Below are 22,289 nucleotides of genomic sequence, written 5' to 3'. Positions count from 1 at the left end.
GTCAAGAAAAAGGGGATGCCTAGGCATCCCCTTTTTCGTTCTGGTCGATTGCTTTACCCGTCCCGCGAACAGCCGGGGAGCCGCTTCAGAGCACGTTGGGCTCTATCTCCAGCTCCACGGCGAAACGCTGGTGGATATCGGCCTGGATGCGCCGCGCCAGCTCCAGCAGCTGCGCCCCGGTCGCCGCGCCGTAGTTGACCAGCACCAGCGCCTGCAGGCGATGCACGCCGGCATCGCCCTGGCGATAGCCCTTCCACCCCGCCCGCTCGATCAGCCAGCCGGCCGCCAGCTTGACCTGGCCCTCGCCCGCCGGATAGCTGACCAGGTCGGCGTGCTCGGCGCGGATGCGCTCGGCCAGCGCGGCCGGCACCAGCGGATTCTTGAAGAAGCTGCCGGCATTGCCCAGCTCGGCCGGGTCCGGCAGCTTCTCGCTGCGGATGGCGCAGATGGCGCGGCTGACGTCTTGCGCCGTCGGCGCCTCGATGCCGTCCTGCTGCAGGCGCTGGCGTACCGGACCGTAGTCCAGATGCAGCGCGGCCTGGCGACTCAGGGCGAAACGCACGCGCAGGATCAGCCAGCGCCCCGGCTGGCGCTTGAACAGACTGTCGCGGTAGGCGAAGGCGCAGTCGTCCAGGGCGAACTCGTGCAGCTCGCCGCTGCGGCGATCCAGCGCGGTCAGGCCGACGAACAGATCCTTGATCTCGACGCCGTAGGCGCCGATGTTCTGCATGGGCGCGGCGCCGACGGTACCGGGAATCAGGCTGAGGTTCTCCAGCCCGGACAGCCCCTGCTCCAAACTCCAGAGCACGAAGGGATGCCAGGGCTCGCCGGCCTCGGCCTCCACCACCACCCGCTCGCCGTCGTCTTCGAGGATGTGCAGGCCGCGGCTGGCCATGCGCAGGACCAGGGCCTCGACATCGCCGGTCAGCAGCAGGTTGCTGCCGCCGCCGATCGGCAGCAACGACAGGCCGCGGCGCTCGGCCTCGACCAGCGCCAGCCGCACGTCTTCGTCGGTGCGCGCCTCGGCAAACAGCCGAGCGTGCACATCGACGCCGAAGGTATTGAAGGGCTTGAGGGAAACCGCCTCTCGCAGTTGCAGGCTCACAGGCGCCCCTTGATCTCGGCCAGCAGCGCGTCGCTGGCCTGCTCGATCAGATCCAGCACCTGTTCGAAGCCGTCGGCGCCGCCGTAATAGGGATCGGGCACCTCGTCCAGGGCCAGGTCGTAGCGCCGCAGGAACAGGTCCAGCTCGGCGCCGCCGCTAGCCGGGCGCAGCGCCTGCAGGCGGGCCAGGTTGTCCTGGTCCATGGCCAGGATCAGGTCGAAGTGCTGGAAGTCCTCGCGCTGCACCTGACGGGCGCGCAGGCTCGCCAGGTCATAGCCGCGCGCGGCGGCGGCGCGGATCGTACGGCCGTCCGGCGCCTTGCCCACGTGCCAGTCGCCGGTGCCGGCGGAATCCACCGTCACCCTGGCCTGCAGGCCTGCGGCGCTCAGGCGCTGGCGGAACACGCCCTCGGCCGTGGGCGAGCGGCAGATATTGCCCATGCAGACGAACAGGACGCGCATCAGGCCCCCAGCAGGCGGCGCACCCGCTCCAGGTCTTCCGGGGTATCCACGCCGGCCGGCGGCGCCTCCAGGGCATCGGCCACGTGGATACGCACGCCGTGCCACAGCGCACGCAGCTGCTCCAGGCACTCGGTGTCTTCCAGCCAGCACGGGCCCCAGGCGACGAAGTCATGCAGGAAGCCGGCGCGGTAGGCATAGATGCCGATATGGCGGCGATAGGGCACGCCTTCCGGCAGCACGTCGCGGCTCTTGGCGAAGGCGTCGCGCGCCCAGGCCAGCGGCGCCCGGCTGAAGGTCAGGGCCAGGCCGCTCTTGTCGGCGACCACCTTGACCACATTGGGGTTGAACAGCGCCTCTACCTCGCTGATCGGCTCGGCCAGGGTAGCGATACCGGCCTGCGCATGGGCGGCCAGGTTGGCGGCCACCTGATCGATGATGGCCGGAGGAATCAGCGGCTCGTCGCCCTGCACGTTGACCACGATCGCATCGTTCTCCAGGCCCAGCTGCGTGGCCACTTCGGCCAGGCGGTCGGTGCCGGAGTTGTGGTCGACGCGGGTCATCAGCACCTCGGCGCCGAAGCCGCGGCAGGCCGCCTCGATGCGCACATCGTCGGTGGCCACCACCACGCGGCTGGCGCCGCTCTTCTTCGCCTGCTCCCAGACATGCTGGACCATGGGCTTGCCGGCGATGTCCTGCAGCGGCTTGCCGGGCAGACGGCTGGAGGCGTAGCGGGCGGGAATCACAACGGTAAAGGCTTGGCTCATTTACTTGTCCAGACGCTCGTCGACGGTCAGGGTGCGCGCCTCGCTCTCCAGCATCACCGGGATGCCGTCGCGAATCGGGTAGGCCAGGCCGGCGCCCTTGCTGATCAGCTCGGTCTTGTCTTCGGAAAGCTGCAGCGGGCCCTTGCATACCGGGCAGGCCAGGATGTCGAGCAGTTTGGGATCCATGGGAGGAGCCTCCAGAGAGGTGGGAAAATCAGGGAAACAGGCGATCCAGCTCGCCATCCAGCCAGGCGACGAAGGCCGACGACGGCACCGCGTCCACCGTCAGGTACCACCAGTGCTCGGCGGCGAAGGGCCGGCATTTCACCGCATCCTTCTCGGTCATCAGCAGCGGCAGCTCGGGGGAGAAGTTCAGTGCCTCCGCAGAGAAGCTGGCATGGTCGGCGAAAGGATGCGCGACAGGCCGCCAGTTTAGCGCCTCGAGGGTATTGAAGAAACGCTGCGGATTGCCGATGCCGGCCACCGCGTGAACCTGCTGACCGGGCGCAAAGTGATCCAGGCCGACGCGCTCGCCGCTACGCAGATTGACCAGCGCGCTCGGGCGCAGCTGCAGACCGTAGCCCTGCGCGTCGTCCTCGGCGGCGCCGTTGCGCAGCACCGCATCCACCTCGGCCAGACGCTCGGCCGGCTCGCGCAGGGGGCCGGCCGGCAGGCAGCGGCCATTGCCCAGGCCGCGGGCGGCATCCACCAGCACCAGCTCGATATCGCGGGCCAGGCGGTAGTGCTGCAGACCGTCGTCGCAGAGGATCAGGTCGAGCTCCTCCTGCGCCAGCAGGGCCTGCACCGCGCGGCCGCGCTGCGGGTCGATCACCAGCGGCACGCCGCTGCGCTGGACGATCAGCAGCGGCTCGTCGCCGGCCTGCTGCGCCGGGTCGCTGGCACTCACCCGCCAGGGCAGCTGCGGCGGCGTGGCGCCATAGCCGCGACTGACCACGCCGACGCGCAGGCCGCGCGCGCGGCAGTGCTCGATCAGCCAGAGAATCGTGGGGGTCTTGCCGGTGCCGCCGACCGTGACATTGCCGACCACCAGCACCGGCACCGGGGCGCGGTAGATCTCGCCCTCGCCGGCCAGGAAGGCGCGCCGCCGACCCTGCACCACTCGCCGGTACAGCCACTCCAGCGGACGCAGCAGGACCAGGGCCGGATGGCCCTGGTACCAGGCGGCGGTGAGCCGGTCGGCCAGGCTCAAGGCTGGGCCTCGACCTCGACCGTGGTGATGCGCAGGTGGGCGAAGCCCAGCTTGCCGGCCGCATCCATGGCGGTGATCACCGCCTGATGGGGGGTCTTGGCGTCGGCGCTGATGATCAGCGGCAGGCTGTTGTCGCCGCCGGACTCCTTGCCCAGGGCGGCCATCAGGCCTTCCAGGTCGCTCTTCAGCAGCGCCTGGCCGTTCAGCGAGTAGCTGCCGTCGACGCCGATCAGCACCTCCAGCTGCTTGAGCTCGCTGGCTTCCGGCGGCGTACCGCTGGCGGCCTCGGGCAGGTCGACCTTGAGCTGGGTCTCGCGGGTGAAGGTGGTGGTGACCACGAAGAACAGCAGCAGGATGAAAACCACGTCGATCAGCGACGCCAGGTTGATCTCGACGTTCTCCCGCGGTTTGCGCCGGAACTTCACGCCTTCTTGCCCTCTTTGCGGGATGCCTTGGGCGCCGGCTCGGCGGCGCTGCCCAGGTCGACGTCGCGGTCGCCCTGCACCACTTCCACCAGTTTGATCGCCTCCTGTTCCATGCCCACTACCAGCTCGTCGACGCGGCGTTGCAGGAAGCGATGGAAGAACAGCGCCGGGATGGCCACCATCAGGCCGGCGGCGGTGGTGATCAGGGCCTTGGAGATACCACTGGCCAGCTGCGCGGCATTGGCCATGTTGGCGCCCATGAAGGCGCTGAAGATATCGATCATGCCCAGCACGGTACCGAGCAGGCCGAGCAGCGGCGCGATGCCGGCGATGGTGCCGAGGGCGTTGAGGTAGCGTTCCAGCTCATGGATGACGCGGGCGGCGGCCTCCTCGATGCACTCCTTCATGATCTCGCGACCATGCTTGGAGTTGGCCAGGCCGGCGGCCAGAATCTGCCCCAGCGGCGAGTGGGCGCGCAGCTCCTTGAGCCGCTCGTTGGTCAGTTTCTTGTCCTTGATCCACAGCCACACCTGCCCCAGCAGGTGGGACGGCGTGACCCTGGCGGGCCGCAGCGTCCACAGGCGCTCGGCGATGATGCCGGCGGCGGCGATGGAACACAGAATGATCGGCAGCATGATCCAGCCGCCCGCTTTGACCAGTTCCCACACGGTAGTGCATCCCCCTCGGAAAAGTGGCGCCACTCTAGCATAGGGTCGCGCGCCGGCAGACCATCTGGGTTCTCATTTTTCCCGCCAGAAGCGCGGCAACGAACGCCAGCCGCGCGCCTGCCCCTGGTCACCCAGCAGCAGGCGCACGGCGCCCTGCTCCGCGCTGTCGTACAGGGCGATACCGCGCCGCCGATAGCGCTCGACCACCCGCGGGTGAGGATGACCGAAGGGGTTGTGCCAGCCACGCGAGAGCAACGCCGCACGCGGCGCCACCGCATCGAGGAAGGCCGCGCTGGATGAACTGCGGCTGCCGTGATGCGGCACCTGCAGCCAGTCCGCGCGCAGGTCGCGCCCCTGCCCGAGCAACGCCCGCTCGGCAGGCTCGTCGATATCGCCGGTGAGCAGCAGACTCTCGCCCGCGGCCTCCACCTTGAGCAGGCAGGACGACGGGTTGCCCGCCTGCGCACCGGACCAGCGCCAGGTGCGGAAGCGCACGCCGTCCCACAGCCAGCTGGCGCCATCGCGGCACGGCTCGGCGCCCAGCCCGGCCAGCACCGGCGCCTCGCCACTGAGCACGCGTCGAACCGGCATGCCGCGCACCACCGCTTCGGCGCCACCGGCATGGTCGCTGTCGGCGTGGCTGAGCAGCAGCAGATCGAGGCGCGCCACGCCCAGCTGGCGCAGCGAGGGCAACACCACCCGCTCGCCCAGGTCGAAATCGCCGAAGCGCGGCCCGGCGTCGTACAGCAGCGCATGCTCGCGGGTGCGTACCAGCACGGCCAGGCCCTGGCCGACATCCAGCTGCCAGACCTGTGCCTGGCCTCGCGCGAGCCTCTCGCCCGGCGGCAGAAACAGCGCCAGCAACAGCACCGGCCCCAGGCCGCGCAACGGCACCCCGGCCGGCAACAGGCACAGCAGCACGCCCAGGCTGCCGAGCGCCCAGGCCCAGAATGGCAGCGCCGTCGGCAGCCAGGCCGGCAACCCGGCGGCGAGCCAGGCCAGCAGCTGGAACAACAGCTCCAGCAGGCCGCCGGCCAGCCACAGCAGCGCCTCGCCCAGCCAGGGTATGGGCAGCAACAGGGTGCCGAGCAGCGCCAGCGGCACCACCAGCAGGCTGACCCAGGGCACCGCCAGCAGGTTGGCCAGCGGCCCGCTGAGGCTGAGCGGCAGGCCCAGGGCGAAGAACAGCGGCAGCAGGCCGAGGGCGATGGTCCATTGCGCGCGCCACCAGACCCGCCACCAGGACCAGGCACCGAGCCGCCCGCCGAACACCCAGAGCAGCACCGCCACCGCGCCGAAGGACAACCAGAAGCCGGCCTGCAGCGAGGCCAGCGGCTCGACCAGCAGAACCACGACGAAGGCCAGCAGCAGCGGCCACCCGGGAGCGACATGGCGAAAGCGCAAGCGCCACAACAGCGCCAGGGCGACCATCGCGCAGGCGCGCCGCACCGGTACCTCGAAGCCGGCCAGCAGGCCATAGCCCAGGGCCCCGGCGAAGGCCAGCGCGCAGGCCCAGGGCAACCAGGGCAGCGCGCGCGGCCACAGCCCGAGCCGCGCCAGGCCGGCGACCAGGCCATAGAGCAGCGCCGCCAGCAGGGCCACGTGCTGCCCGGAAATCACCAGCAGATGCACGGTGCCGGTGTCCTGCAGCAGCCGCCAGTCGGCGCGACTCAGTCCGGAGTCGTCGCCCAGCACCAGGGCCGCCAGGCCGCCGGCACGGCCATGGGCCTCGACGCTCAGCAGGCGCTGGCGCAAGGCATCGCGCCAGGCCGCCGCCCCACTTGCGGCGCACACGCGCTGGCCCTGCTTGACCGTGCCGCTGGCGCCGATGCGCTGCGCCAGCAGCCAGGCCTCGTAGTCGAAGCCCTGCGGGTTGGCCAGCCCGCGCGGACGTTTGAGCCGGACCGCCAGGCGCCAGCGCTCGCCGGCCAGCAGCGTCGGCCCGTCGTACCAGGCCAGACGCAGACGTTTGGGCAACGCGTGCCGCAGGGCACTGGTCTCTTCCAGCTGGAAGCGCACCACGCCATCACCGACCTCGGGCAGGCCCACCACCCTGCCCTCCAGCCACAGGGTGCGTCCGTCCAGTTCGACCGGCAGCCGGTCGTCCAGCGCCGACTGCGCGCCGAGACAGGCCCAGACCAGGCCGAACAGAAAGAAGGAGAGCGGATAGCTGCGCCAGGGCAGCGCCATCAGCGCGACCGGCAGCAGGGCCAGCAGCAGCCAGGTCGGCGGCAGCTCCGGCAGCAGTGGCAGGCAGGCCAGGCCTGCGCCCAGCGCGAGCATTCCTTTGCGCATCCTTTCCCCATCCTGGGTCGTCCGCTGTCACAAAGCGGCCAAGCCGCTTTGTCAGCATCGGTGCATAATAGCCGTGCTTCTGCCTTTCGAGACTGCCCATGCCGCGTCGCCTGTTCAAACGCTACATGCCCGATCCGACCCTGGTTCGCGAGCACAAGTCCCTGCGCTTTCTCGGCGCCCTGTTGCACGACCCCAACCTCTGGCACCTGAATCGCCACTCGGTATCACGCGCCATGGCCGTGGGCCTGTTCGCCGCCTTCGTGCCGATTCCCATGCAGATGCTGCTGGCCGCCAGCCTGGCCATTCCGGCCCGCGCCAACCTGCCGATCTCGGTGGGCCTGGTCTGGCTGACCAACCCGATCACCATGCCGCCGATCTTCTACTGCACCTACAAGCTGGGCGCGCTGCTGCTGGGGGTGCCCCCGGTCGAGCTGCCCGAGGAGATGAGCTGGGAGTGGATCACCGGCGAGCTGAGCACTTTGTGGCAGCCCTTCCTGCTGGGCTCCCTGCTCACCGGCTGCGTGCTGGCGGCCAGCGCCTACGGCCTGACCATGGCTTACTGGCGCTGGTGGGTGGCGCACAACTGGCGCAAGCGCGTCGAGCGCCGCCGGGCCCGAAACAGCGCCGCCGAATAGCCGAGCCCGCTCCTACAAGGGCGCTCCCCTGGCCCAGAAACAAAGACGCCGCTGAATAGCGGCGTCTTTGTTTGCCTCACTCGTAGCGCAGCGCCTCGGCCGGCTGCGTGCGCGAGGCACGCCAGGAGGGATAGAGGGTGGCGAGGAAGCTCATGCTCAGCGCCGCGCCGCAGATCAGCAGCACATCCAGGCCGCGCAGGTCCGACGGCAGGCTGCTGATGAAATACACGTCCGAGCTGAAGATGTGCATGCCGGCGGCGCGCTCCAGCCAGGCCACCCAGGCGCTGACATTGAGCGCGACTATCACCCCCAGCACGCCGCCGACCAGGGTGCCGATGCAGCCGATCACCGTGCCCTGGACCATGAAGGTGGCCATGATCTGCCCGGGCGTGGCGCCCAGGGTGCGCAGGATGGCGATGTCGGCGCGCTTGTCGGCGACCACCATGATCAGGGTGGCGATGATGTTGAAGGCGGCCACCGCGATGATCAGCAGCAGCAGCAGGCCGATCATGGTCTTCTCCATCTGCATGGCGCTGAACAGGCTGCCCTGGGTCTGCTGCCAGGTCACCGCGCGATAGCCGTCGCCCAGTTGCGCGGCGATCCGCTGCGCGACCTGCGGCGCCTGGTACAGATCCTTCAGGGCGATGCGCACGCTCTGCACCTGGCCGTCGGCCAGGCGCTGGATGCTGGCGGCGTCGGCGATATGGATCAGCGCCAGGCTGCCATCCAGTTCGGCGCCCACCTTGAACACACCGACCACCGACAGGCGCAGCATGCGTGGGGTGATGCCGCCGGCGGCGTTGCTCGGCTCGGGCACGATCAGGGTCAGCTTGTCGCCGAGGCCGAGGCGGAAGCGACGCGCGCTGATCTCGCCGATCACCACGCCGAACTCGCCGGCCTTGAGGTCCTCCAGGCGGCCCTGGACCATGTGCTCGCCGATGATCGAGACCTTGCGCTCCTCGGCCGGGTCGATGCCGTTGACCTGCACCGGCTGCATGCTGCCCTTGTAGGAGAACATGCCCTCCAACTCGGCGAAGGGTGCCGCGCCGGTGACCTGCGGGTGTTGCATGGCGAGACCGGCCAGCGCCTGCCAGTCGTCCAGCGGCTTGTCGGCGCTGAGGGTGGCGTGCGGCACCATGCCGAGGATGCGCGAGCTCATTTCCTTCTGGAAGCCGTTCATCACCGACAGCACCACTATCATCGCCAGCACACCGAGGCCCAGGCCGATCATCGAGGTCAGCGAGATGAAGGAGATGTAGTGGTTGCGCCGCTTGGCCCGGGTGTAGCGGGTACCGACGAAGAGCGAAATGGGTCTGAACATATCAGGCGGCTACCAGTCGGCCCTCTTCCAGGCGCAGCACGCGATCCATCTGCGCCGCCAGTTGCGGGTCGTGGGTCACCACCAGGAAGGCGGTGCGCGAGTCACGGCTCAGTTCGCGCATCAGCTCCTGGATGCCATGCGCGGTGTGCTGGTCGAGGTTGCCGGTGGGCTCGTCGAGCAGCACCAGCGCCGGCTGGTTGATCAGGGCGCGGGCGATGGCCACGCGCTGGCGCTCGCCGCCGGACAGCTCGGCCGGTTTGTGCGACAGGCGATGGCCGAGACCGACGCGCTCAAGCAGCGCGGCAGCACGCCGGCGCGCCTCGGCGATCGGCGTCTTGCCGATCAGCAGCGGCATGCACACGTTCTCCAGCGCGGTGAACTCCGGCAGCAGGTGGTGGAACTGGTAGACGAAGCCCAGGGCGCGATTGCGCAGCAGGCCACGGGCCTTTTCGCCCAGCGCCGACAGCTCCTCGCCGGCCAGCCAGACGCTGCCCCTGCTCGGCGTGTCCAGGCCACCAAGCATGTTCAGCAATGTGCTCTTGCCCGAGCCGGAGGAGCCGATGATGGCCACCCGCTCGCCGGGCAGCAGCTCCAGCTCGACATTGGCCAGCACCTCGACCGTCTGCGGGCCCTCCTCGTAGCTCTTGCCCAGATTGCGGCAACTCAGGACCGACTTGTCACTCATAACGCAAAGCCTCCGCTGGCTGGGTGCGCGCCGCACGCCAGGCCGGGTAAAGGGTGGCGAGAAAACTCAGGACCAGGGCGGCGCCGCAGACCAGCGCCACGTCGGCGCCCTGCACCTGCGACGGCAGGTAGTCGATGAAGTACACCTCGGCATTGAGGAACTGGATGCCGAGCAGACTCTCCAGGCCCTTGATCGCCGCGCTGACGTTGAGCGCGGCCAGCACGCCGAGCACGCCGCCGAGCAGGGTGCCGACCACGCCGATTACCGAGCCCTGAACCATGAAGGTGGCCATGATCTGCCGCGGCGTGACGCCGAGGGTGCGCAGGATGGCGATATCGGCCTTCTTGTCGGTCACGACCATCACCAGGGTGGAGATGATGTTGAACGCCGCCACCGCGACGATCAGCAGCAGCAGCAGGCCGATCATGGTCTTCTCCATGCGGATGGCCTGGTACAGGTTGCCGTGGGTGCGGGTCCAGTCGCGGGCGTAGAAGTCCTGCTCGCGCAACAGGCCGGCCAGCTCCCAGGCCACCTGCGGCGCCTGGAACAGGTCGTGCAGCTTCAGGCGGATGCCCTGCACCGCGCCCGGCTTCAGGCGCAGCAGGCGAGCGGCGTCCTGCACATGGGTCATCACCACATGGCCGTCGATCTCGCCGGCGCCGACATGGAAGATGCCGACCACGGTGAAGCGTTTCATGCGCGGGAACATGCCGGCCGGGGTCACCGCCACCTCGGGGGCGACGAAGGTGACCTTGTCGCCGATGGCCAGGCCCAGCTTCTTCGCCGCCAGGTCGCCGATCAGGATGCCGAAGGCGCCGGCCTCAAGCGAAGCCAGCGAGCCACTGTCCTTGAGGAAGTTATCGCCGATGATCGACACCTTGCCCTCCTCGGCCGGGTCGATGGCGTTGACCAGCACCTTCTGCACCTGGCCATTGTGGGTCAGCAGGCCCTGCATCTGGGTGAAGGGCGCCACGGCGGCGACCTGCGGGTGGCGCAGCAGGCCCTCGCCTATGGTGCGCCAGTCCTGGATCGGCGTGGCGCTGTCGAGCGTGGCGTGCGGCACCATGCCCAGCACGCGGTCGCGCATCTCGCGGTCGAAGCCGTTCATCACCGACAGCACCACTATCATCACCAGCACGCCCAGGGCCAGGCCGATGATGGAAGTCAGGGAGATGAAGGAGACGAACAGGCTGCGACGTCGGGCGCGGGTGTAGCGCAAGCCGATGAAGAACGGCAGGGGTCTGAACATGAATGAGGGGTTCGCTGGCGAAAAGGGAGAAACGTCCTTGTGGCGGGGCCTGGCGCGCGGCTTTACACTCAGACCACCACTGCTGCCATGGGTTCGCCATGTCGAATCAAGACGTCGATGATCGCCGCGAATACTATCGTATCGACGATACGATCGCACTGGATTTCAGCCTGCTGTCCGGGCCCGAGGCCCACGCCAGTGAACCGCTGCACGACAATTCGCCGCTGTTCAACCTGCTCAGCGATCTGCACCTGATGGACTTCGAGTCGCAGCACCTGCTGCGCCATATCAGCGAGCGCGACCGTACCCTGGCCAACTACCTCAAGGTGGTGAACAAGCGCATCGACCTGCTCGGCCAGGCCGTGGCGCAGAGCCTGCTGCGCGATATCGGCGCGCCACGCAAAGTGTCCATCTCCGAGGGCGGCATCAGCTTCAACCACGGCCAGGCGCTGCCGCTCGGCAGCCATCTGGCGATCAAGATGGTGTTGATGCCCCAGGCCCTCGGCCTGCTGCTGCGGGCCGAGGTGGTGCACTGCCGGCCGCGCGACAACGGCCAGTTCGAGATCGGCACCGAGTTCGAGGCGCTAAGCGACGCCCAACGCCAACTGCTGGCCCGGCATATCCTGCAGAAGCAGGCGCTGGAGCGGCGCCTGGCCAAGGAACAGCAACGATGAGGCTGCTGCCTGCCCTGCTCTGCTGCCTGCCGCTGGCGCCTCTGGCCCAGGGCGAAACCCTCACGATTCCCGTCGGCCAGCAGGGTGAATCCGTCGCCGGCCTGCCACACAAGGGCGAATCCAGGCGCTCGGTGCTGGAGCGCTTCGGCCTGGCCGACGAGGAACACCCGCCGGTGGGCCAGCCGCCGATCAGCCGCTGGGACTACCGCAGTTTCAGCGTCTACTTCGAATACGACCATGTGATCAACAGCGTGCTGCACCACCAGCCACGCCACCCCATCAAGGAACAACAGTGACCCTGATCTACGGCCACCGCGGCGCCAAGGGCGAAGCGCCGGAAAACACCCTCGCCAGCTTCCAACGCTGCCTCGAACATGGCGTCACCCGCTGCGAGCTGGACCTGCACCTGTCGCGCGACGGCGAGCTGATGGTGATCCACGACCCGACCCTCAAGCGCACCACCGGCCGCCGCGGCAAGGTGGTGGAGCACGACGCCGAGGAACTGGTGACGCTGGATGCGCGCCAGGGCGGACCGGGCTGGAAGACGCCCTGCCCCGTCCCGAAACTGGAAACCCTGTTCGAGCGCTGCCCCTTCGAGCACTGGCAGCTGGAGGTGAAGAGCGCCTCGCGGGTGCGCGCCGCGCGCACCGTGCTGGCCATCCAGGCGCTGGCCGAGCGCTTCGGCATCAAGGATCGGGTCACCGTCACCAGCAGCTCACGCGAGGTGCTGCGCTCCCTGCGTCGCCTGGCGCCGGAGCTGTCGCGCGGCCTGGTAGCCGAATACAACTGGCTCGACCCACTCAAGGTCGCCGCTCACCACGGCTGCTCCATGCTCGCCCTGAACTGGACCCTGTGCACCCCGGAGCGCCTGCTCAAGGCGCAGAAAGCCGGCTTGCACGTGTCGGTGTGGACGGTCAACGAGCCGGCACTGATGCGCCGCCTGGCCGACTTCGGCGTGGACAGCATCATCACCGACTTCCCGGGGCTGGCGGTGGATACCCTCAAACGCTGAGCCAGCTCCCCCTGGGAGAGGGTTGGGGTGAGGGACGCGCAGGCAACTCCGAGCAGCCTGACACTCCCTCACCCCTACGCGGGCCGCCCCTCCCCTCTCCCAGAGGGAGAGGGGTGAAAGCAAAAACCGGCCCAAGGGCCGGTTTATTCTTGCAGCTGTCGCGCCTGGTCAGAAGCTCTCCCGGTTCGGCCAGCGCCAGTTGCGGGAGTCGCCGAGGGGCTCGCCCCCGACCGGTTCAGGCCACCGGTCGGAGCCGCTCAAAAAAGCCGGTTGAGCCCGTCGAACGCCGCCACCCGGTAGGCCTCGGCCATGGTCGGGTAGTTGAAGGTGGTGTTGACGAAGTACTTGATGCTGTTCGCCTCGCCCTTCTGGTTCATGATCGCCTGGCCGATATGGACGATCTCCGAGGCCTGGTAGCCGAAGCAGTGCACGCCGAGGATCTCCAGGGTCTCGCGGTGGAACAGGATCTTCAGCATGCCCACCGGCTCGTGGGAGATCTGCGCGCGGGCCATGCCCTTGAAGAAGGCCTTGCCCACTTCGTAGGGGATCTTGGCCTGGGTCAGCTCCTTCTCGTTCTTGCCGATCGAGCTGATCTCGGGAATGGTGTAGATGCCGGTCGGCACGTCGTCGACGAAGCGCCAGCTGTCGTTCTCCACCGCGCTGCCGGCGGCCGAGCGGCCCTGGTCATAGGCGGCGCTGGCCAGGCTCGGCCAGCCGATCACGTCGCCGGCGGCGAAGATGTTGCTGACCTCGGTGCGGTAGTGCTGGTCGACCTGGATCTGCCCACGGCTGTTGACCTTGATGCCGATGTTCTCCAGGCCCAGCTTGTCGGTGTTGCCGGTACGGCCGTTGCACCACAGCAGGCAGTCGGCCTTGATCTTCTTGCCCGACTTGAGGTGCAGGATCACGCCGTTCTCCAGGCCCTCGATGCGCTCGTACTCCTCGTTGTGGCGAATCAGCACGTTGTTGTTGCGCAGGTGGTAGCTCAGCGCATCGGAAATCTCGTCGTCGAGGAAGCTGAGCAGCTGGTCGCGGTTGTCGATCAGGTCGACCAGCACGCCCAGGCCGCTGAAGATCGAGGCGTACTCGGAGCCGATCACCCCGGCGCCGTAGATGATGATGCGACGCGGGGTGTGGGTCAGGCTGAGGATGGTGTCGCTGTCGTAGATGCGCGGGTGGTGGAAGTCGACGTCGGCCGGGCGATAGGGGCGCGAGCCGGTGGCGATGACGATCTGCTTGGCCACCAGCTTCTCCACCACACCGCTGGAGCAGACCACTTCCACGGTCTGCTCGTCGGCGAAGCTGGCGGTGCCGAAGAACACGTCGGTGCGGTTGCGCGCGTAGTAGGCGGTACGCGAGGCGACCTGCTTGGCGATCACCCGCTCGGCGCTCTTCAGCACATCGGGAAAGGAGAACCAGCGCGGCTCGCCGATCTGGCGGAACAGCGGGTTGGTGTTGTACTGCATGATCTGCCGCACCGAGTGGCGCAGGGCCTTGGACGGGATGGTGCCGAGATGGGTGCAGTTGCCACCGACCAGCGGGCGGTTGTCGACCACCGCCACCTTGCGTCCGGCCTTGGCCGCGTTCATCGCCGCGCCCTCGCCCGCCGGGCCCGAGCCCAGCACCACCACGTCGTAGTTGTAGACCGCCATGCTTACTCCTTTCAGAACTGCTCAGGGCGCCCATGGCGCCCTGCAGGTGCTTCTTGTCATCGCTCCAGCTTAGCCGGAGCCTTTGGCCCGGCACATTAGCGCTTGGTCGCGTCGTAGGCGAGCTTTGCCTGCACTACATCGCCACTCTTGTCGCGGTTGACCTCCTCGCACTTCTCGCGGCTGCCACCGCAGATCGAGCATTCCTTCTCGATGCCCAGATTGGCGATGCCGCCGCAGGAACCGGCGATGGGCTTGCGCCCGAAGATCACGCCGACGGCCATGCCCAGCACCACCAGCAACATCAAAGCGAAAACCAGGACCCAGGTCATGGGGTATCTCCTTCGCCGAAACGGCGAGTGAATGCGGGCGTCGCGCGCGTGGCGAAGCCCTGGTCGGTGCGGGTGACGAAGAAGGCGGCGACGTCCGCTTGCTCGGCGAAGGCATAGCCGCGCTCCGGCCCCAGCACCATCAATAGAGTAGACAGCCCGTCGGCGCGAAGGGTCGACGGATCGACCACCGTCACCGCGGCCAGGCGATGAGTGATGGGCGCGCCGGTCTGCGGGTCGAGGGTGTGCGAGTAGCGCCTGCCGTCCTTCTCGAAATAGTTGCGGTAGTCGCCCGAGGTGGACACGCCCAGGCCATCCAGCGCCAGCACCTTCTGCGCCACCTGGCGGTCGTCACGCGGCGCCTCGATGGCGATGCGCCAGGGCGAGCCATCCGGCTTGCGTCCGGCCGCACGCAGCTCGCCGGTGACATCCAGCAGGTAGCTCCGCACGCCCAGTTCGTCCAGGCGTCGGGCGATGCGGTCCACCGTGTAGCCGGCGGCGATGCTGTTGAGATCGAGCTGTACGGCGGCGTCCTTGCACAGGCGCTTCTCGCCGATCTGCAGATGCCGATGGCCCACGCGGGCGCGCGCCTCGGCGATCTGCTCGGCGCTGGGCACCTTCTCGCCACGCGACTGCGGACCGAAGCCCCACAGATCGAGCAGCGGCTGCAGGGTCAGGTCGAAGGCACCGGCGCTTTCGACGCTCAGCGCGTCGCCGGCACGCACCAGTTCCAGTACGGCAGCCGGCATGGCACGGCAGCTGTGTGCCGGCATGCGATTGAATTCGGATAGGTCGGAATCGCTGCGCCAGGTGGACATCTGCTTGTCCACTTCGGCCAGCAGGCCTTCGACTTCGGCCTGGAGGGCGGCGGGTTCGGGCGTGCCCTCGCCCGCCAGGTACTTCAGCGAGTAGTGGCTGCCCATGGTCGGGCCGCCGAACTCCTCGATCTTCTCGCCACAGCCGACCAGCAGAGCGCTGGTCAGTAGCAGGCATAAGGCGGGACAAACTTGGCTTGAGTGGCGTAGCGAGCGCAGCGTATTGGGTCGCAGCCAGCGCGCAGGAACCGCAGTGTACGAGTAGTACATGAGGATTCCGAGCACTGCCTGTGGCACAAGACGCAAGCGCAGTAGCCAATCAGGCCAAGTTTTAGCCACCAAAATCATCCAGCAGTATGTTCTCGCGCTCGACGCCCAGATCCAGCAGCATCTTGATCACGGCGGCGTTCATCATGGGCGGGCCACACATGTAGAACTCGCAATCTTCCGGCGCCGGATGATCCTTGAGGTACTGCTCGTACAGCACGTTGTGGATGAAGCCGGTCAGGCCGGTCCAGTTGTCTTCCGGCTGCGGGTCGGACAGCGCCAGGTGCCACTCGAAGTTGTCGTTCTCCGCGGCCAGCTGATCGTACTCCTCGGTGTAGAAGGCCTCGCGCAGCGAGCGCGCGCCGTACCAGAAGCTGATCTTGCGCTTGGAGCCCAGGCGCTTGAGCTGGTCGAAGATGTGCGAGCGCATCGGCGCCATACCGGCACCACCGCCGATAAAGACCATCTCGGCGTCGGTTTCCTTGGCGAAGAACTCGCCGAACGGACCGTACACCGTGACCTTGTCGCCGGGCTTCAAGTTGAACACCCAGGACGACATCTGGCCTGGCGGCAGATGGTCCTTACCCGGCGGCGGCGAGGCGATACGGATGTTGAATTTGACGATGCCCTTCTCGTCCGGGTAGTTGGCCATGGAGTAGGCGCGGATCACGGTCTCGTCGACCTTGGACACGTACTTCCACTGGTTGAACTTGTCCCAGTCGCCCCGGTACTCGGGCTGGATGTCGAAGTCCTTGTAGTGCACCACGTGCGGCGGGCACTCCAGCTGCACGTAGCCGCCGGCGCGGAAGTCCACGCTCTCGCCTTCCGGCAGGCGCAGGGTCAGCTCCTTGATGAAGGTGGCCACGTTGGGGTTGGACTCCACCGTGCATTCCCACTTCTTCACGCCGAACACCGACTCCTCGACCTCGATGTGCATGTCCTGCTTGACCGGGGTCTGGCAGGACAGGCGCCAGCCTTCGCGGGCCTCGCGCTTGGTGAAGTGCGATTCCTCGGTCGGCAGCATCTCGCCGCCGCCGCTTTCCACCACGCACTTGCACTGGGCGCAGGTGCCGCCGCCGCCGCAGGCGGAGGACAGGAACACGTTGTTCGCCGCCAGGGTCTGCAGCAGCTTGCCGCCGGCCGGTACGGTGAGGGTGCGTTCGCCGTTGATGACGATGTTGACGTCGCCGCTGGACACCAGCTTGGCGCGCGCCACCAGGATGATCACCACCAGCGCCAGGACGATGGCGGTGAACATGCCGATGGCCAGTACGATTTCAAATCCCATCAGGTGCTCCTTACAGCTGAATGCCGCCGAACGACATGAAGCCGAGCGACATCAGACCGATGGTGATGAAGGTGATGCCCAGGCCCTGCAGGCCGTCCGGCACATCGCTGTACTTGAGCTTCTCGCGGATGCCGGCCAGCAGCGCGATGGCCAGAGCCCAGGAGAAGCCGGAGCCGACGCCGTAGACCACGCTCTCGGAGAGGTTGTAGTCGCGCTCGACCATGAACAGGGTGCCACCCATGATGGCGCAGTTCACGGTGATCAGCGGCAGGAACACGCCGAGGGCGTTGTACAGGCTGGGCACGTACTTATCGAGCAGCATCTCGAGGATCTGCACGATGGCGGCGATCACCCCGATGTAGCTGAGCAGGCCGAGGAACGACAGGTCCACCTCGGGCAGACCGGCCCAGGCCAGCGCGCCGTCCTTGAGCAGGTAGGCGAAGATCAGGTTGTTGGCCGGCACGGTGATGGTCTGCACCACGATCACGGCGATGCCGAGGCCGATGGCGGTTTCCACCTTCTTCGAAATGGCGATGAAGGTGCACATGCCGAGGAAGAAGGCCAGTGCCATGTTCTCGATGAACACGGCCTTCACGAACAGACTGAGGTAGTGCTCCATCAGTAGGCCTCCTTGTTGGATACCTGAGGCGCCATCTTGAAGCTCGGCGCTTCCACCTGGTCCTTCTTCCAGCTACGCACGGCCCAAATGAACAGGCCGATCAGGAAGAACGCCGAGGGCGGCAGCAGCAGCATGCCGTTGGGCTGGTACCAGCCGCCGTCGTTGACGGTCGGCAGGATGGTGTAGCCGAGCAGCTTGCCGGCGCCGAACAGCTCGCGCACGAAGCCCAGGGCGATCAGCATGGCGCTGTAGCCCAGGCCGTTGCCGACCCCATCGAAGAACGACAGCAGCGGCGGGTTCTGCATGGCGAAAGCCTCGGCGCGGCCCATCACGATGCAGTTGGTGATGATCAGGCCGACGAACACCGACAGCTGCTTGGACAGCGAGTAGGCGAAGGCCTTGAGCACCTGGTCCACCACTATCACCAAGGAGGCAATGATCACCATCTGCACGATCATGCGGATCGAGCTGGGGATCTGGCTGCGGATCAGCGAGATGAACAGGTTGGAGAAGGCGGTGACCAGAGTCAGGGCCACCGACATCACCAGCGCGGTCTTCAGGTTGGAGGTCACCGCCAGGGCCGAGCAGATGCCGAGGATCTGCAGGCCGATGGGGTTGTTGTTGAAGATCGGGTTGAGCAGGACTTCTTTATAGGTCGGTTGCGACATCGCTTATGCCTCCCCTTTGCCCAGCTTGGCCAGGAACGGGCCGAAGCCGTTCTCGCCGAGCCAGAAATGCAGCAGATTGTTCACGCCCTTGCTGGTCAGCGTGGCGCCGGCCAGGCCGTCGACCTGGTGGTTCGCCTTGGCCGACTGCGGATCGACGCTGCCCTTGATGATTTCCACGGCCAGCGTGCCCTGCTCGTCGAACAGGGTCTTGCCGGTCCACAGGGCCTTCCACTTCGGATTGTCCACCTCGCCGCCGAGACCGGGAGTCTCGCCGTGCTGGTAGAAACCGAAGCCGACCACGGTGTTGAGGTCACCCTTGACCGCGATGAAACCGTACAGGGTCGACCACAGGCCGTAGCCGCGCACCGGCAGGATCAGGGTATCCAGCGCGCCATCCTGCTCCACCAGGTACACGGTGGTGAACTGCTCGCGACGCTTGATCGAGGCGATGTCCTGCTCGCCGCTCAGGGCCTGGGACAGTTGCGGGTCCTTGGCCGCCTTGAGCGGGTCGAAGCTGGCAGGGTCCTGGGCATCGCTGAAGGTGCCCTGCTGCAGATCCACGACCTTGGCCTGGATGCGCTCGCCGAACAGTTGCTTGACCTGCTTGGCGCTCATGCCCGCCTCGCCCAGACCGGCGATGGCCAGGATGCTGCGTTGCTTGTCCAGCTGGCGGTTCTCCGCCTGGGTCGGTTTCAGCGCCACGGCGGCACCGGCGACGAACACCGAGCACACCAGGCACACCAGCACCGCGACGGTCAGGGTGCGAACGGTGGATTCCTTGTTAGCCACGGGCGATCCTCCGCTTGATGTTGGCCTGCACCACGAAATGGTCGATCAGCGGTGCACAGAGATTGGCGAACAGGATCGCCAGCATCATGCCTTCCGGGAAGGCCGGGTTGACCACGCGGATCAGCACCACCATCACGCCGATCAGCGCGCCAAACAGCCACTTGCCGGTATTGGTCATGGACGCCGACACCGGGTCGGTGGCCATGAAGATCATGCCGAAGGCGAAGCCGCCGACCACCAGATGCCAGTACCAGGGCATGGCGAACATCGGGTTGGTCTCGGAGCCGATGGCGTTGAACAGGTAGCTCATGGCGACCATGCCCAGCATCACGCCGGCGACGATACGCCAGGAGGCGATCTTGGTCAGCAGCAGGAAGGCGCCGCCGATGAAGATGGCCAGGGTGCTGGTCTCGCCCATGGAGCCCTGCTCCAGGCCGACGAAGGCGTTCCACCAGCTCAGGCCACTGGCCGCGACCTGCTCCATGCCGCCGGAGGCGGCCACGGACAGCGCGGTGGCGCCGGCGAAACCGTCCACCGAGGTCCATACCGCGTCGCCGGACATCTGCGCCGGGTAGGCGAAGAACAGGAAGGCACGGCCGACCAGGGCCGGGTTGAGGAAGTTCTTGCCGGTGCCGCCGAACACCTCCTTGCCGATCACCACGCCGAAGCTGATGCCGAGGGCCACCTGCCACAGCGGGATGTCCGGCGGCAGGGTCAGGGCGAACAGCACGGAGGTGACGAAGAAGCCCTCGTTGACCTCGTGGCGGCGGATGGAGGCGAACAGCACCTCCCAGAAACCGCCGACGATGAAGGTGGTCAGGTACACCGGCAGGAAGAACGCCGCGCCTTGGATGAAGTTATCCCACACACTGCTCGGGTCGAAGCCCGCCAGCGCGCCGATCAGGCCGAAGCGCCAGCCTTCCTGGGCCGCCAGCAGCTCGGCGTTGCCGGCGAAGATGCTGTTGGCCTGGTAGCCGATGTTCCACATGCCGAAGAACATGGCCGGGAAGGTGCACGCCCACACGGTGATCATCATGCGCTTGAGGTCGATGCCATCGCGCACGTGGGCGGTGCTCTTGGTCACGCTGCCCGGGCGGTAGAAGAAGGTGTCGATCGCCTCGTACAGGGCGTACCACTTCTCGTATTTGCCGCCCTGCTCGAAGTTGTGCTCGATCTTGTCGAGGAATTTACGCAAGGACATGGATCAGCCCTCCTTCTCGATGCGAGTCAGGTTGTCCCGCAGGATGGGGCCGTACTCGTACTTGCCGGCGCACACGTAGGTGCACAGGGCCAGGTCTTCTTCGTCCAGCTCCAGGCAGCCGAGCTTCTGCGCCATGTCGGTATCGCCGACGATCAGGTAGCGCAGCAGCTGGGTGGCGAGGATGTCCAGCGGCATCACTTCCTCGTAGTTGCCCACCGGCACCATGGCGCGCGGGCTGCCGTTGGTGCTGGTGTCCATGGCCAGCTTCTTGTCGCCCAGCAGCCTGGACACGAAGATGTTCAACACCGAGTGCTTGTTCACCCCGGCGCGCAGGTAGTGCAGCAGCTCGCGTTCGCGCCCCTCGTGCAGGCAGGAGACCTGCACGTGGTAACGACCGAGGAAGGCGAAGGCGCCGCGCGAGCTGCGCCCGCCGAACACCGAGCCGGAGATCACCCGGTTGTGCCCGGGCTGCAGTTCGCCGGCGCTCAGTTCGTCCAGGCTGGCGCCCAGGCGGGTGCGCAGCAGGCGCGGCCTGTCGACCACCGGACCGGCCAGCGCGACGACGCGCTCGACGTCGAGCTTGCCGCTGGTGAACAACGCACCGATGGCGATCACGTCCTGATAGCCGATCTGCCACACGCTCTTGCTGGCGCTGACCGGGTCGAGGAAATGGATATGGGTACCCGGCAGGCCGGCCGGATGCGGGCCGGCAAACTCGGTCGCCTGCACGCCGGCCTGCGCCTCGCCGGCCAGCGCCACGCCCGGCGCCTTGCACAGATGCACCTTGGCCAGGCGCGCCAGCACGCTCAGGCCGTTGGCGAAATCGGTCGCGCGCTCGGCGATCACCACGGCCGGATCGGCGGCCAGCGGATGGGTGTCGATGGCAGTGACGAAGATCGAGCTGGGCACGGCATCGATGGCCGGCACCTTGCTGTACGGGCGGCTGCGCAGTGCGGTCCACAGACCTGACTGCTGCAGGTTGTCGCGCACCGCCTGGGGCTCGAGAGTGGCCAGCTGGCCGGCGTCGTAACGGGCGAATTCGATGGCCTCGTCACCGTCCAGGTCGATCACCACCGACTGCAGCACACGCTGCTCGCCGCGATGGATGGCAGCCACCACGCCGGCACCCGGCGCGGTGAAGTGCACCCCCGGGTTCTTCTTGTCGGAGAACAGGACCTGGCCGAGCTTGACCCGGTCGCCGACCTGCACGGTCATGGTCGGCTTCATCCCATGGTAATCGCAGCCCAACAGGGCCACGCTGCGCACCGCGCGCGCCGGCTCGATGCGCTGCTCGGGCGCGCCGGCAAGGGGCAGTTCCAGCCCGCGTTTTATCTTTATCATTAAATGTTCCAAACGTTGCCGCAGGGTTAGAACACTGCCGGAAAGCCGCAGACGAGGGGGCGCACAGACCCTCTCAGGCAACGGTTCCGGGGCGAAAAACCCCGGGATTATAAGGAGATATGCCAGGCATGCCCACCCATGGGTCGCAAGCTGAACCGCTCAGTCGTAACAACAAGCAACAGCCCCAAGCTTGACGGGTGAGTCAGCGGAGCGAAAAAAGAGCCATGACAATCCGGAGCCATGTCATGCGCTACCTGATCCTGCTGCCCTTCCTACTGCTGAGCCAGCCGGGCCTGGCCAGCGAGCGCCTGGCCGAAGCCGCCTTCGCCAGAGTCCACGAACAACAGGACATCAGCCTGGAGCGTAGAAACCAGGCGGTCCTGACCTATCTGTGGGCGGACGTCTATGCCGCCGCCTACTACCTGGAACCCGACGCCATGCCCGCACGCGCACTGGAACAGCCCGCACGGCAGCGCCTGGAGCTGTACTACTACCGCAACATCGCGCGCCAGGACCTGATCAAAGCCGCCTGGGCCACTCTCGAGCGCCAGCTGCCGGCGGCGCGCTTCGCCGCGCTGCGCGACGCCATCGACGGGCTGCACGCCAGTTTCCGCGACATACGCCCGGGCGATCGCTACGCCCTCAGCTACGCCCCCGAGCCCGGCCTGCGCCTGGAAATCAACGGCGCCACCGCCTTCCGCAGCAGCGACAGCGACCTGGCACGCGCCTACCTGGGCATCTGGCTGGCGCCCAAGGGGCTGTCCGACGAGTTGCGCGAAGAACTGCTGAGCGAGCGCTGAAACGAAAAACGGGAGCCGA

The 22,289-nt window shown here is 67.3% G+C and carries 25 protein-coding genes and 1 other RNA gene; 5 read left to right on the top strand and 21 right to left on the bottom strand.

The genetic code is table 11. The annotated features are described in order from the left end of the window. Positions 1 to 85: 85 nt before the first annotated feature. The 8 genes from murB to AAFN46_RS04840 form a co-directional block, all read right to left on the bottom strand. Positions 86 to 1,105, bottom strand: a complete 1,020-nt coding sequence (gene murB, locus AAFN46_RS04875; RefSeq protein ID WP_347807567.1) for a UDP-N-acetylmuramate dehydrogenase — start codon at positions 1,103 to 1,105, stop codon at positions 86 to 88. Further along, a complete protein-coding gene (locus AAFN46_RS04870; protein WP_347807566.1) occupies positions 1,102 to 1,566 on the bottom strand; it encodes a low molecular weight protein-tyrosine-phosphatase in 465 nt (154 codons plus the stop codon). Before AAFN46_RS04870 ends, murB begins: the two co-directional genes overlap by 4 nt. Then, a complete protein-coding gene (kdsB, locus tag AAFN46_RS04865) occupies positions 1,566 to 2,330 on the bottom strand; it encodes a 3-deoxy-manno-octulosonate cytidylyltransferase (protein ID WP_347807565.1) in 765 nt (254 codons plus the stop codon). The genes AAFN46_RS04870 and kdsB overlap by 1 nt, the downstream gene beginning before the upstream one ends. Beyond that, positions 2,331 to 2,516 (bottom strand): Trm112 family protein, encoded by a 186-nt coding sequence (locus AAFN46_RS04860; protein WP_252271536.1) that lies wholly within the window; start codon positions 2,514 to 2,516, stop codon positions 2,331 to 2,333. It abuts the gene before it with no gap. A 28-nt stretch (positions 2,517 to 2,544) separates the two neighbouring features. Then, complete coding sequence (gene lpxK / locus AAFN46_RS04855; protein WP_347807564.1) at positions 2,545 to 3,540, bottom strand: tetraacyldisaccharide 4'-kinase; 996 nt, start codon at positions 3,538 to 3,540, stop codon at positions 2,545 to 2,547. Next, positions 3,537 to 3,965 (bottom strand): biopolymer transporter ExbD, encoded by a 429-nt coding sequence (locus tag AAFN46_RS04850; RefSeq protein WP_347807563.1) that lies wholly within the window; start codon positions 3,963 to 3,965, stop codon positions 3,537 to 3,539. Before AAFN46_RS04850 ends, lpxK begins: the two co-directional genes overlap by 4 nt. Continuing rightward, a complete protein-coding gene (locus tag AAFN46_RS04845) occupies positions 3,962 to 4,633 on the bottom strand; it encodes a MotA/TolQ/ExbB proton channel family protein (RefSeq protein WP_347807562.1) in 672 nt (223 codons plus the stop codon). The genes AAFN46_RS04850 and AAFN46_RS04845 overlap by 4 nt, the downstream gene beginning before the upstream one ends. Before the next feature lie 72 nt (positions 4,634 to 4,705). Further along, on the bottom strand, positions 4,706 to 6,928 hold the full coding sequence (locus AAFN46_RS04840) for a DNA internalization-related competence protein ComEC/Rec2 (RefSeq protein WP_347807561.1): 2,223 nt from the start codon (positions 6,926 to 6,928) through the stop codon (positions 4,706 to 4,708). A gap of 98 nt (positions 6,929 to 7,026) precedes the next feature. On the opposite strand from AAFN46_RS04840, the gene AAFN46_RS04835 reads away from it, so the two are divergent. Next, positions 7,027 to 7,563: a DUF2062 domain-containing protein gene (locus AAFN46_RS04835; RefSeq protein ID WP_347807560.1), complete on the top strand. Its 537-nt coding sequence runs from the start codon at positions 7,027 to 7,029 to the stop codon at positions 7,561 to 7,563. Positions 7,564 to 7,639: 76 nt separating this feature from the next. Here AAFN46_RS04835 and AAFN46_RS04830 read toward each other — a convergent pair whose 3' ends face one another. Genes AAFN46_RS04830 through AAFN46_RS04820 form a run of 3 tightly spaced genes read right to left on the bottom strand, consistent with a single transcriptional unit; the run spans position 7,640 to position 10,818 of the window. Further along, the gene (locus tag AAFN46_RS04830; protein ID WP_347807559.1) at positions 7,640 to 8,884 is read right to left on the bottom strand and encodes a lipoprotein-releasing ABC transporter permease subunit; all 1,245 of its coding nucleotides are present in this window, start codon (positions 8,882 to 8,884) and stop codon (positions 7,640 to 7,642) included. Between the two features lies 1 nt (position 8,885). After that, positions 8,886 to 9,569: a lipoprotein-releasing ABC transporter ATP-binding protein LolD gene (gene lolD, locus AAFN46_RS04825; RefSeq protein WP_347807558.1), complete on the bottom strand. Its 684-nt coding sequence runs from the start codon at positions 9,567 to 9,569 to the stop codon at positions 8,886 to 8,888. Next, complete coding sequence (locus AAFN46_RS04820) at positions 9,562 to 10,818, bottom strand: lipoprotein-releasing ABC transporter permease subunit (protein WP_347807557.1); 1,257 nt, start codon at positions 10,816 to 10,818, stop codon at positions 9,562 to 9,564. Before AAFN46_RS04820 ends, lolD begins: the two co-directional genes overlap by 8 nt. Before the next feature lie 98 nt (positions 10,819 to 10,916). On the opposite strand from AAFN46_RS04820, the gene AAFN46_RS04815 reads away from it, so the two are divergent. From AAFN46_RS04815 to AAFN46_RS04805, 3 genes are read left to right on the top strand one after another with little or no spacing between them, the layout of a single operon-like run. Continuing rightward, on the top strand, positions 10,917 to 11,492 hold the full coding sequence (locus tag AAFN46_RS04815) for a PilZ domain-containing protein (RefSeq protein WP_347807556.1): 576 nt from the start codon (positions 10,917 to 10,919) through the stop codon (positions 11,490 to 11,492). Then, positions 11,489 to 11,788, top strand: coding sequence for a phosphodiesterase (locus AAFN46_RS04810; RefSeq protein ID WP_347807555.1), 300 nt, complete (start codon positions 11,489 to 11,491; stop codon positions 11,786 to 11,788). The genes AAFN46_RS04815 and AAFN46_RS04810 overlap by 4 nt, the downstream gene beginning before the upstream one ends. Further along, positions 11,785 to 12,504 carry a glycerophosphodiester phosphodiesterase gene (locus tag AAFN46_RS04805; RefSeq protein WP_347807554.1) on the top strand — a complete coding sequence of 240 codons (720 nt, stop codon included), beginning with the start codon at positions 11,785 to 11,787 and terminating at the stop codon, positions 12,502 to 12,504. Before AAFN46_RS04810 ends, AAFN46_RS04805 begins: the two co-directional genes overlap by 4 nt. Positions 12,505 to 12,761: 257 nt before the next feature. Here AAFN46_RS04805 and sthA read toward each other — a convergent pair whose 3' ends face one another. The 10 genes from sthA to AAFN46_RS04755 form a co-directional block, all read right to left on the bottom strand. Continuing rightward, positions 12,762 to 14,156: a Si-specific NAD(P)(+) transhydrogenase gene (sthA, locus tag AAFN46_RS04800; protein WP_347807553.1), complete on the bottom strand. Its 1,395-nt coding sequence runs from the start codon at positions 14,154 to 14,156 to the stop codon at positions 12,762 to 12,764. Between the two features lie 95 nt (positions 14,157 to 14,251). Next, the gene (gene nqrM / locus AAFN46_RS04795; protein WP_347807552.1) at positions 14,252 to 14,485 is read right to left on the bottom strand and encodes a (Na+)-NQR maturation NqrM; all 234 of its coding nucleotides are present in this window, start codon (positions 14,483 to 14,485) and stop codon (positions 14,252 to 14,254) included. Continuing rightward, a complete protein-coding gene (locus AAFN46_RS04790; protein WP_347807551.1) occupies positions 14,482 to 15,405 on the bottom strand; it encodes an FAD:protein FMN transferase in 924 nt (307 codons plus the stop codon). The genes nqrM and AAFN46_RS04790 overlap by 4 nt, the downstream gene beginning before the upstream one ends. 76 nt (positions 15,406 to 15,481) lie before the next feature. Next, positions 15,482 to 15,567, bottom strand: a non-coding RNA gene (locus AAFN46_RS04785) — sX9 sRNA. Between the two features lie 61 nt (positions 15,568 to 15,628). Further along, on the bottom strand, positions 15,629 to 16,855 hold the full coding sequence (gene nqrF, locus AAFN46_RS04780; RefSeq protein ID WP_347807624.1) for an NADH:ubiquinone reductase (Na(+)-transporting) subunit F: 1,227 nt from the start codon (positions 16,853 to 16,855) through the stop codon (positions 15,629 to 15,631). Between the two features lie 7 nt (positions 16,856 to 16,862). Continuing rightward, entirely contained in the window at positions 16,863 to 17,471 is a 609-nt protein-coding gene (gene nqrE / locus AAFN46_RS04775) for an NADH:ubiquinone reductase (Na(+)-transporting) subunit E (RefSeq protein ID WP_347807550.1), read from the bottom strand. After that, positions 17,471 to 18,139 carry an NADH:ubiquinone reductase (Na(+)-transporting) subunit D gene (locus AAFN46_RS04770; RefSeq protein WP_347807549.1) on the bottom strand — a complete coding sequence of 223 codons (669 nt, stop codon included), beginning with the start codon at positions 18,137 to 18,139 and terminating at the stop codon, positions 17,471 to 17,473. Before AAFN46_RS04770 ends, nqrE begins: the two co-directional genes overlap by 1 nt. Positions 18,140 to 18,142: 3 nt before the next feature. Next, a complete protein-coding gene (locus AAFN46_RS04765; protein ID WP_347807548.1) occupies positions 18,143 to 18,928 on the bottom strand; it encodes a Na(+)-translocating NADH-quinone reductase subunit C in 786 nt (261 codons plus the stop codon). Next, positions 18,921 to 20,129 (bottom strand): NADH:ubiquinone reductase (Na(+)-transporting) subunit B, encoded by a 1,209-nt coding sequence (locus tag AAFN46_RS04760; protein ID WP_347807547.1) that lies wholly within the window; start codon positions 20,127 to 20,129, stop codon positions 18,921 to 18,923. The genes AAFN46_RS04765 and AAFN46_RS04760 overlap by 8 nt, the downstream gene beginning before the upstream one ends. A gap of 3 nt (positions 20,130 to 20,132) precedes the next feature. Beyond that, the gene (locus AAFN46_RS04755) at positions 20,133 to 21,470 is read right to left on the bottom strand and encodes a Na(+)-translocating NADH-quinone reductase subunit A (protein ID WP_347807546.1); all 1,338 of its coding nucleotides are present in this window, start codon (positions 21,468 to 21,470) and stop codon (positions 20,133 to 20,135) included. A 245-nt stretch (positions 21,471 to 21,715) separates the two neighbouring features. On the opposite strand from AAFN46_RS04755, the gene AAFN46_RS04750 reads away from it, so the two are divergent. After that, the gene (locus AAFN46_RS04750) at positions 21,716 to 22,270 is read left to right on the top strand and encodes a chalcone isomerase family protein (protein ID WP_347807545.1); all 555 of its coding nucleotides are present in this window, start codon (positions 21,716 to 21,718) and stop codon (positions 22,268 to 22,270) included. The last annotated feature ends 19 nt before the right edge of the window (positions 22,271 to 22,289 follow it).

The sequence above is a fragment of the Pseudomonas sp. CAU 1711 genome (genome assembly GCF_039888625.1).
GTDB lineage: Bacteria > Pseudomonadota > Gammaproteobacteria > Pseudomonadales > Pseudomonadaceae > Aquipseudomonas.
Note: the sequence above shows the minus strand (reverse complement) of the source record. Positions and strands in the feature narration are given on the sequence as shown.

Excerpts from the sequence above, each read along its gene's own strand:
- AAFN46_RS04760 (WP_347807547.1), bottom strand. The coding sequence starts at position 20,129 with ATGTCCTTGCGTAAATTCCTCGACAAGATCGAGCACAACTTCGAGCAG.
- AAFN46_RS04790 (WP_347807551.1), bottom strand. The coding sequence starts at position 15,405 with ATGGGCAGCCACTACTCGCTGAAGTACCTGGCGGGCGAGGGCACGCCC.
- AAFN46_RS04840 (WP_347807561.1), bottom strand. The coding sequence starts at position 6,928 with ATGCGCAAAGGAATGCTCGCGCTGGGCGCAGGCCTGGCCTGCCTGCCA.
- AAFN46_RS04815 (WP_347807556.1), top strand. The coding sequence starts at position 10,917 with ATGTCGAATCAAGACGTCGATGATCGCCGCGAATACTATCGTATCGAC.
- AAFN46_RS04835 (WP_347807560.1), top strand. The coding sequence starts at position 7,027 with ATGCCGCGTCGCCTGTTCAAACGCTACATGCCCGATCCGACCCTGGTT.
- nqrE (WP_347807550.1), bottom strand. The coding sequence starts at position 17,471 with ATGGAGCACTACCTCAGTCTGTTCGTGAAGGCCGTGTTCATCGAGAAC.
- AAFN46_RS04750 (WP_347807545.1), top strand. The coding sequence starts at position 21,716 with ATGCGCTACCTGATCCTGCTGCCCTTCCTACTGCTGAGCCAGCCGGGC.
- nqrM (WP_347807552.1), bottom strand. The coding sequence starts at position 14,485 with ATGACCTGGGTCCTGGTTTTCGCTTTGATGTTGCTGGTGGTGCTGGGC.
- AAFN46_RS04830 (WP_347807559.1), bottom strand. The coding sequence starts at position 8,884 with ATGTTCAGACCCATTTCGCTCTTCGTCGGTACCCGCTACACCCGGGCC.
- AAFN46_RS04820 (WP_347807557.1), bottom strand. The coding sequence starts at position 10,818 with ATGTTCAGACCCCTGCCGTTCTTCATCGGCTTGCGCTACACCCGCGCC.
- AAFN46_RS04860 (WP_252271536.1), bottom strand. The coding sequence starts at position 2,516 with ATGGATCCCAAACTGCTCGACATCCTGGCCTGCCCGGTATGCAAGGGC.
- AAFN46_RS04755 (WP_347807546.1), bottom strand. The coding sequence starts at position 21,470 with ATGATAAAGATAAAACGCGGGCTGGAACTGCCCCTTGCCGGCGCGCCC.
- AAFN46_RS04810 (WP_347807555.1), top strand. The coding sequence starts at position 11,489 with ATGAGGCTGCTGCCTGCCCTGCTCTGCTGCCTGCCGCTGGCGCCTCTG.
- sthA (WP_347807553.1), bottom strand. The coding sequence starts at position 14,156 with ATGGCGGTCTACAACTACGACGTGGTGGTGCTGGGCTCGGGCCCGGCG.
- lolD (WP_347807558.1), bottom strand. The coding sequence starts at position 9,569 with ATGAGTGACAAGTCGGTCCTGAGTTGCCGCAATCTGGGCAAGAGCTAC.
- kdsB (WP_347807565.1), bottom strand. The coding sequence starts at position 2,330 with ATGAGCCAAGCCTTTACCGTTGTGATTCCCGCCCGCTACGCCTCCAGC.
- AAFN46_RS04870 (WP_347807566.1), bottom strand. The coding sequence starts at position 1,566 with ATGCGCGTCCTGTTCGTCTGCATGGGCAATATCTGCCGCTCGCCCACG.
- AAFN46_RS04770 (WP_347807549.1), bottom strand. The coding sequence starts at position 18,139 with ATGTCGCAACCGACCTATAAAGAAGTCCTGCTCAACCCGATCTTCAAC.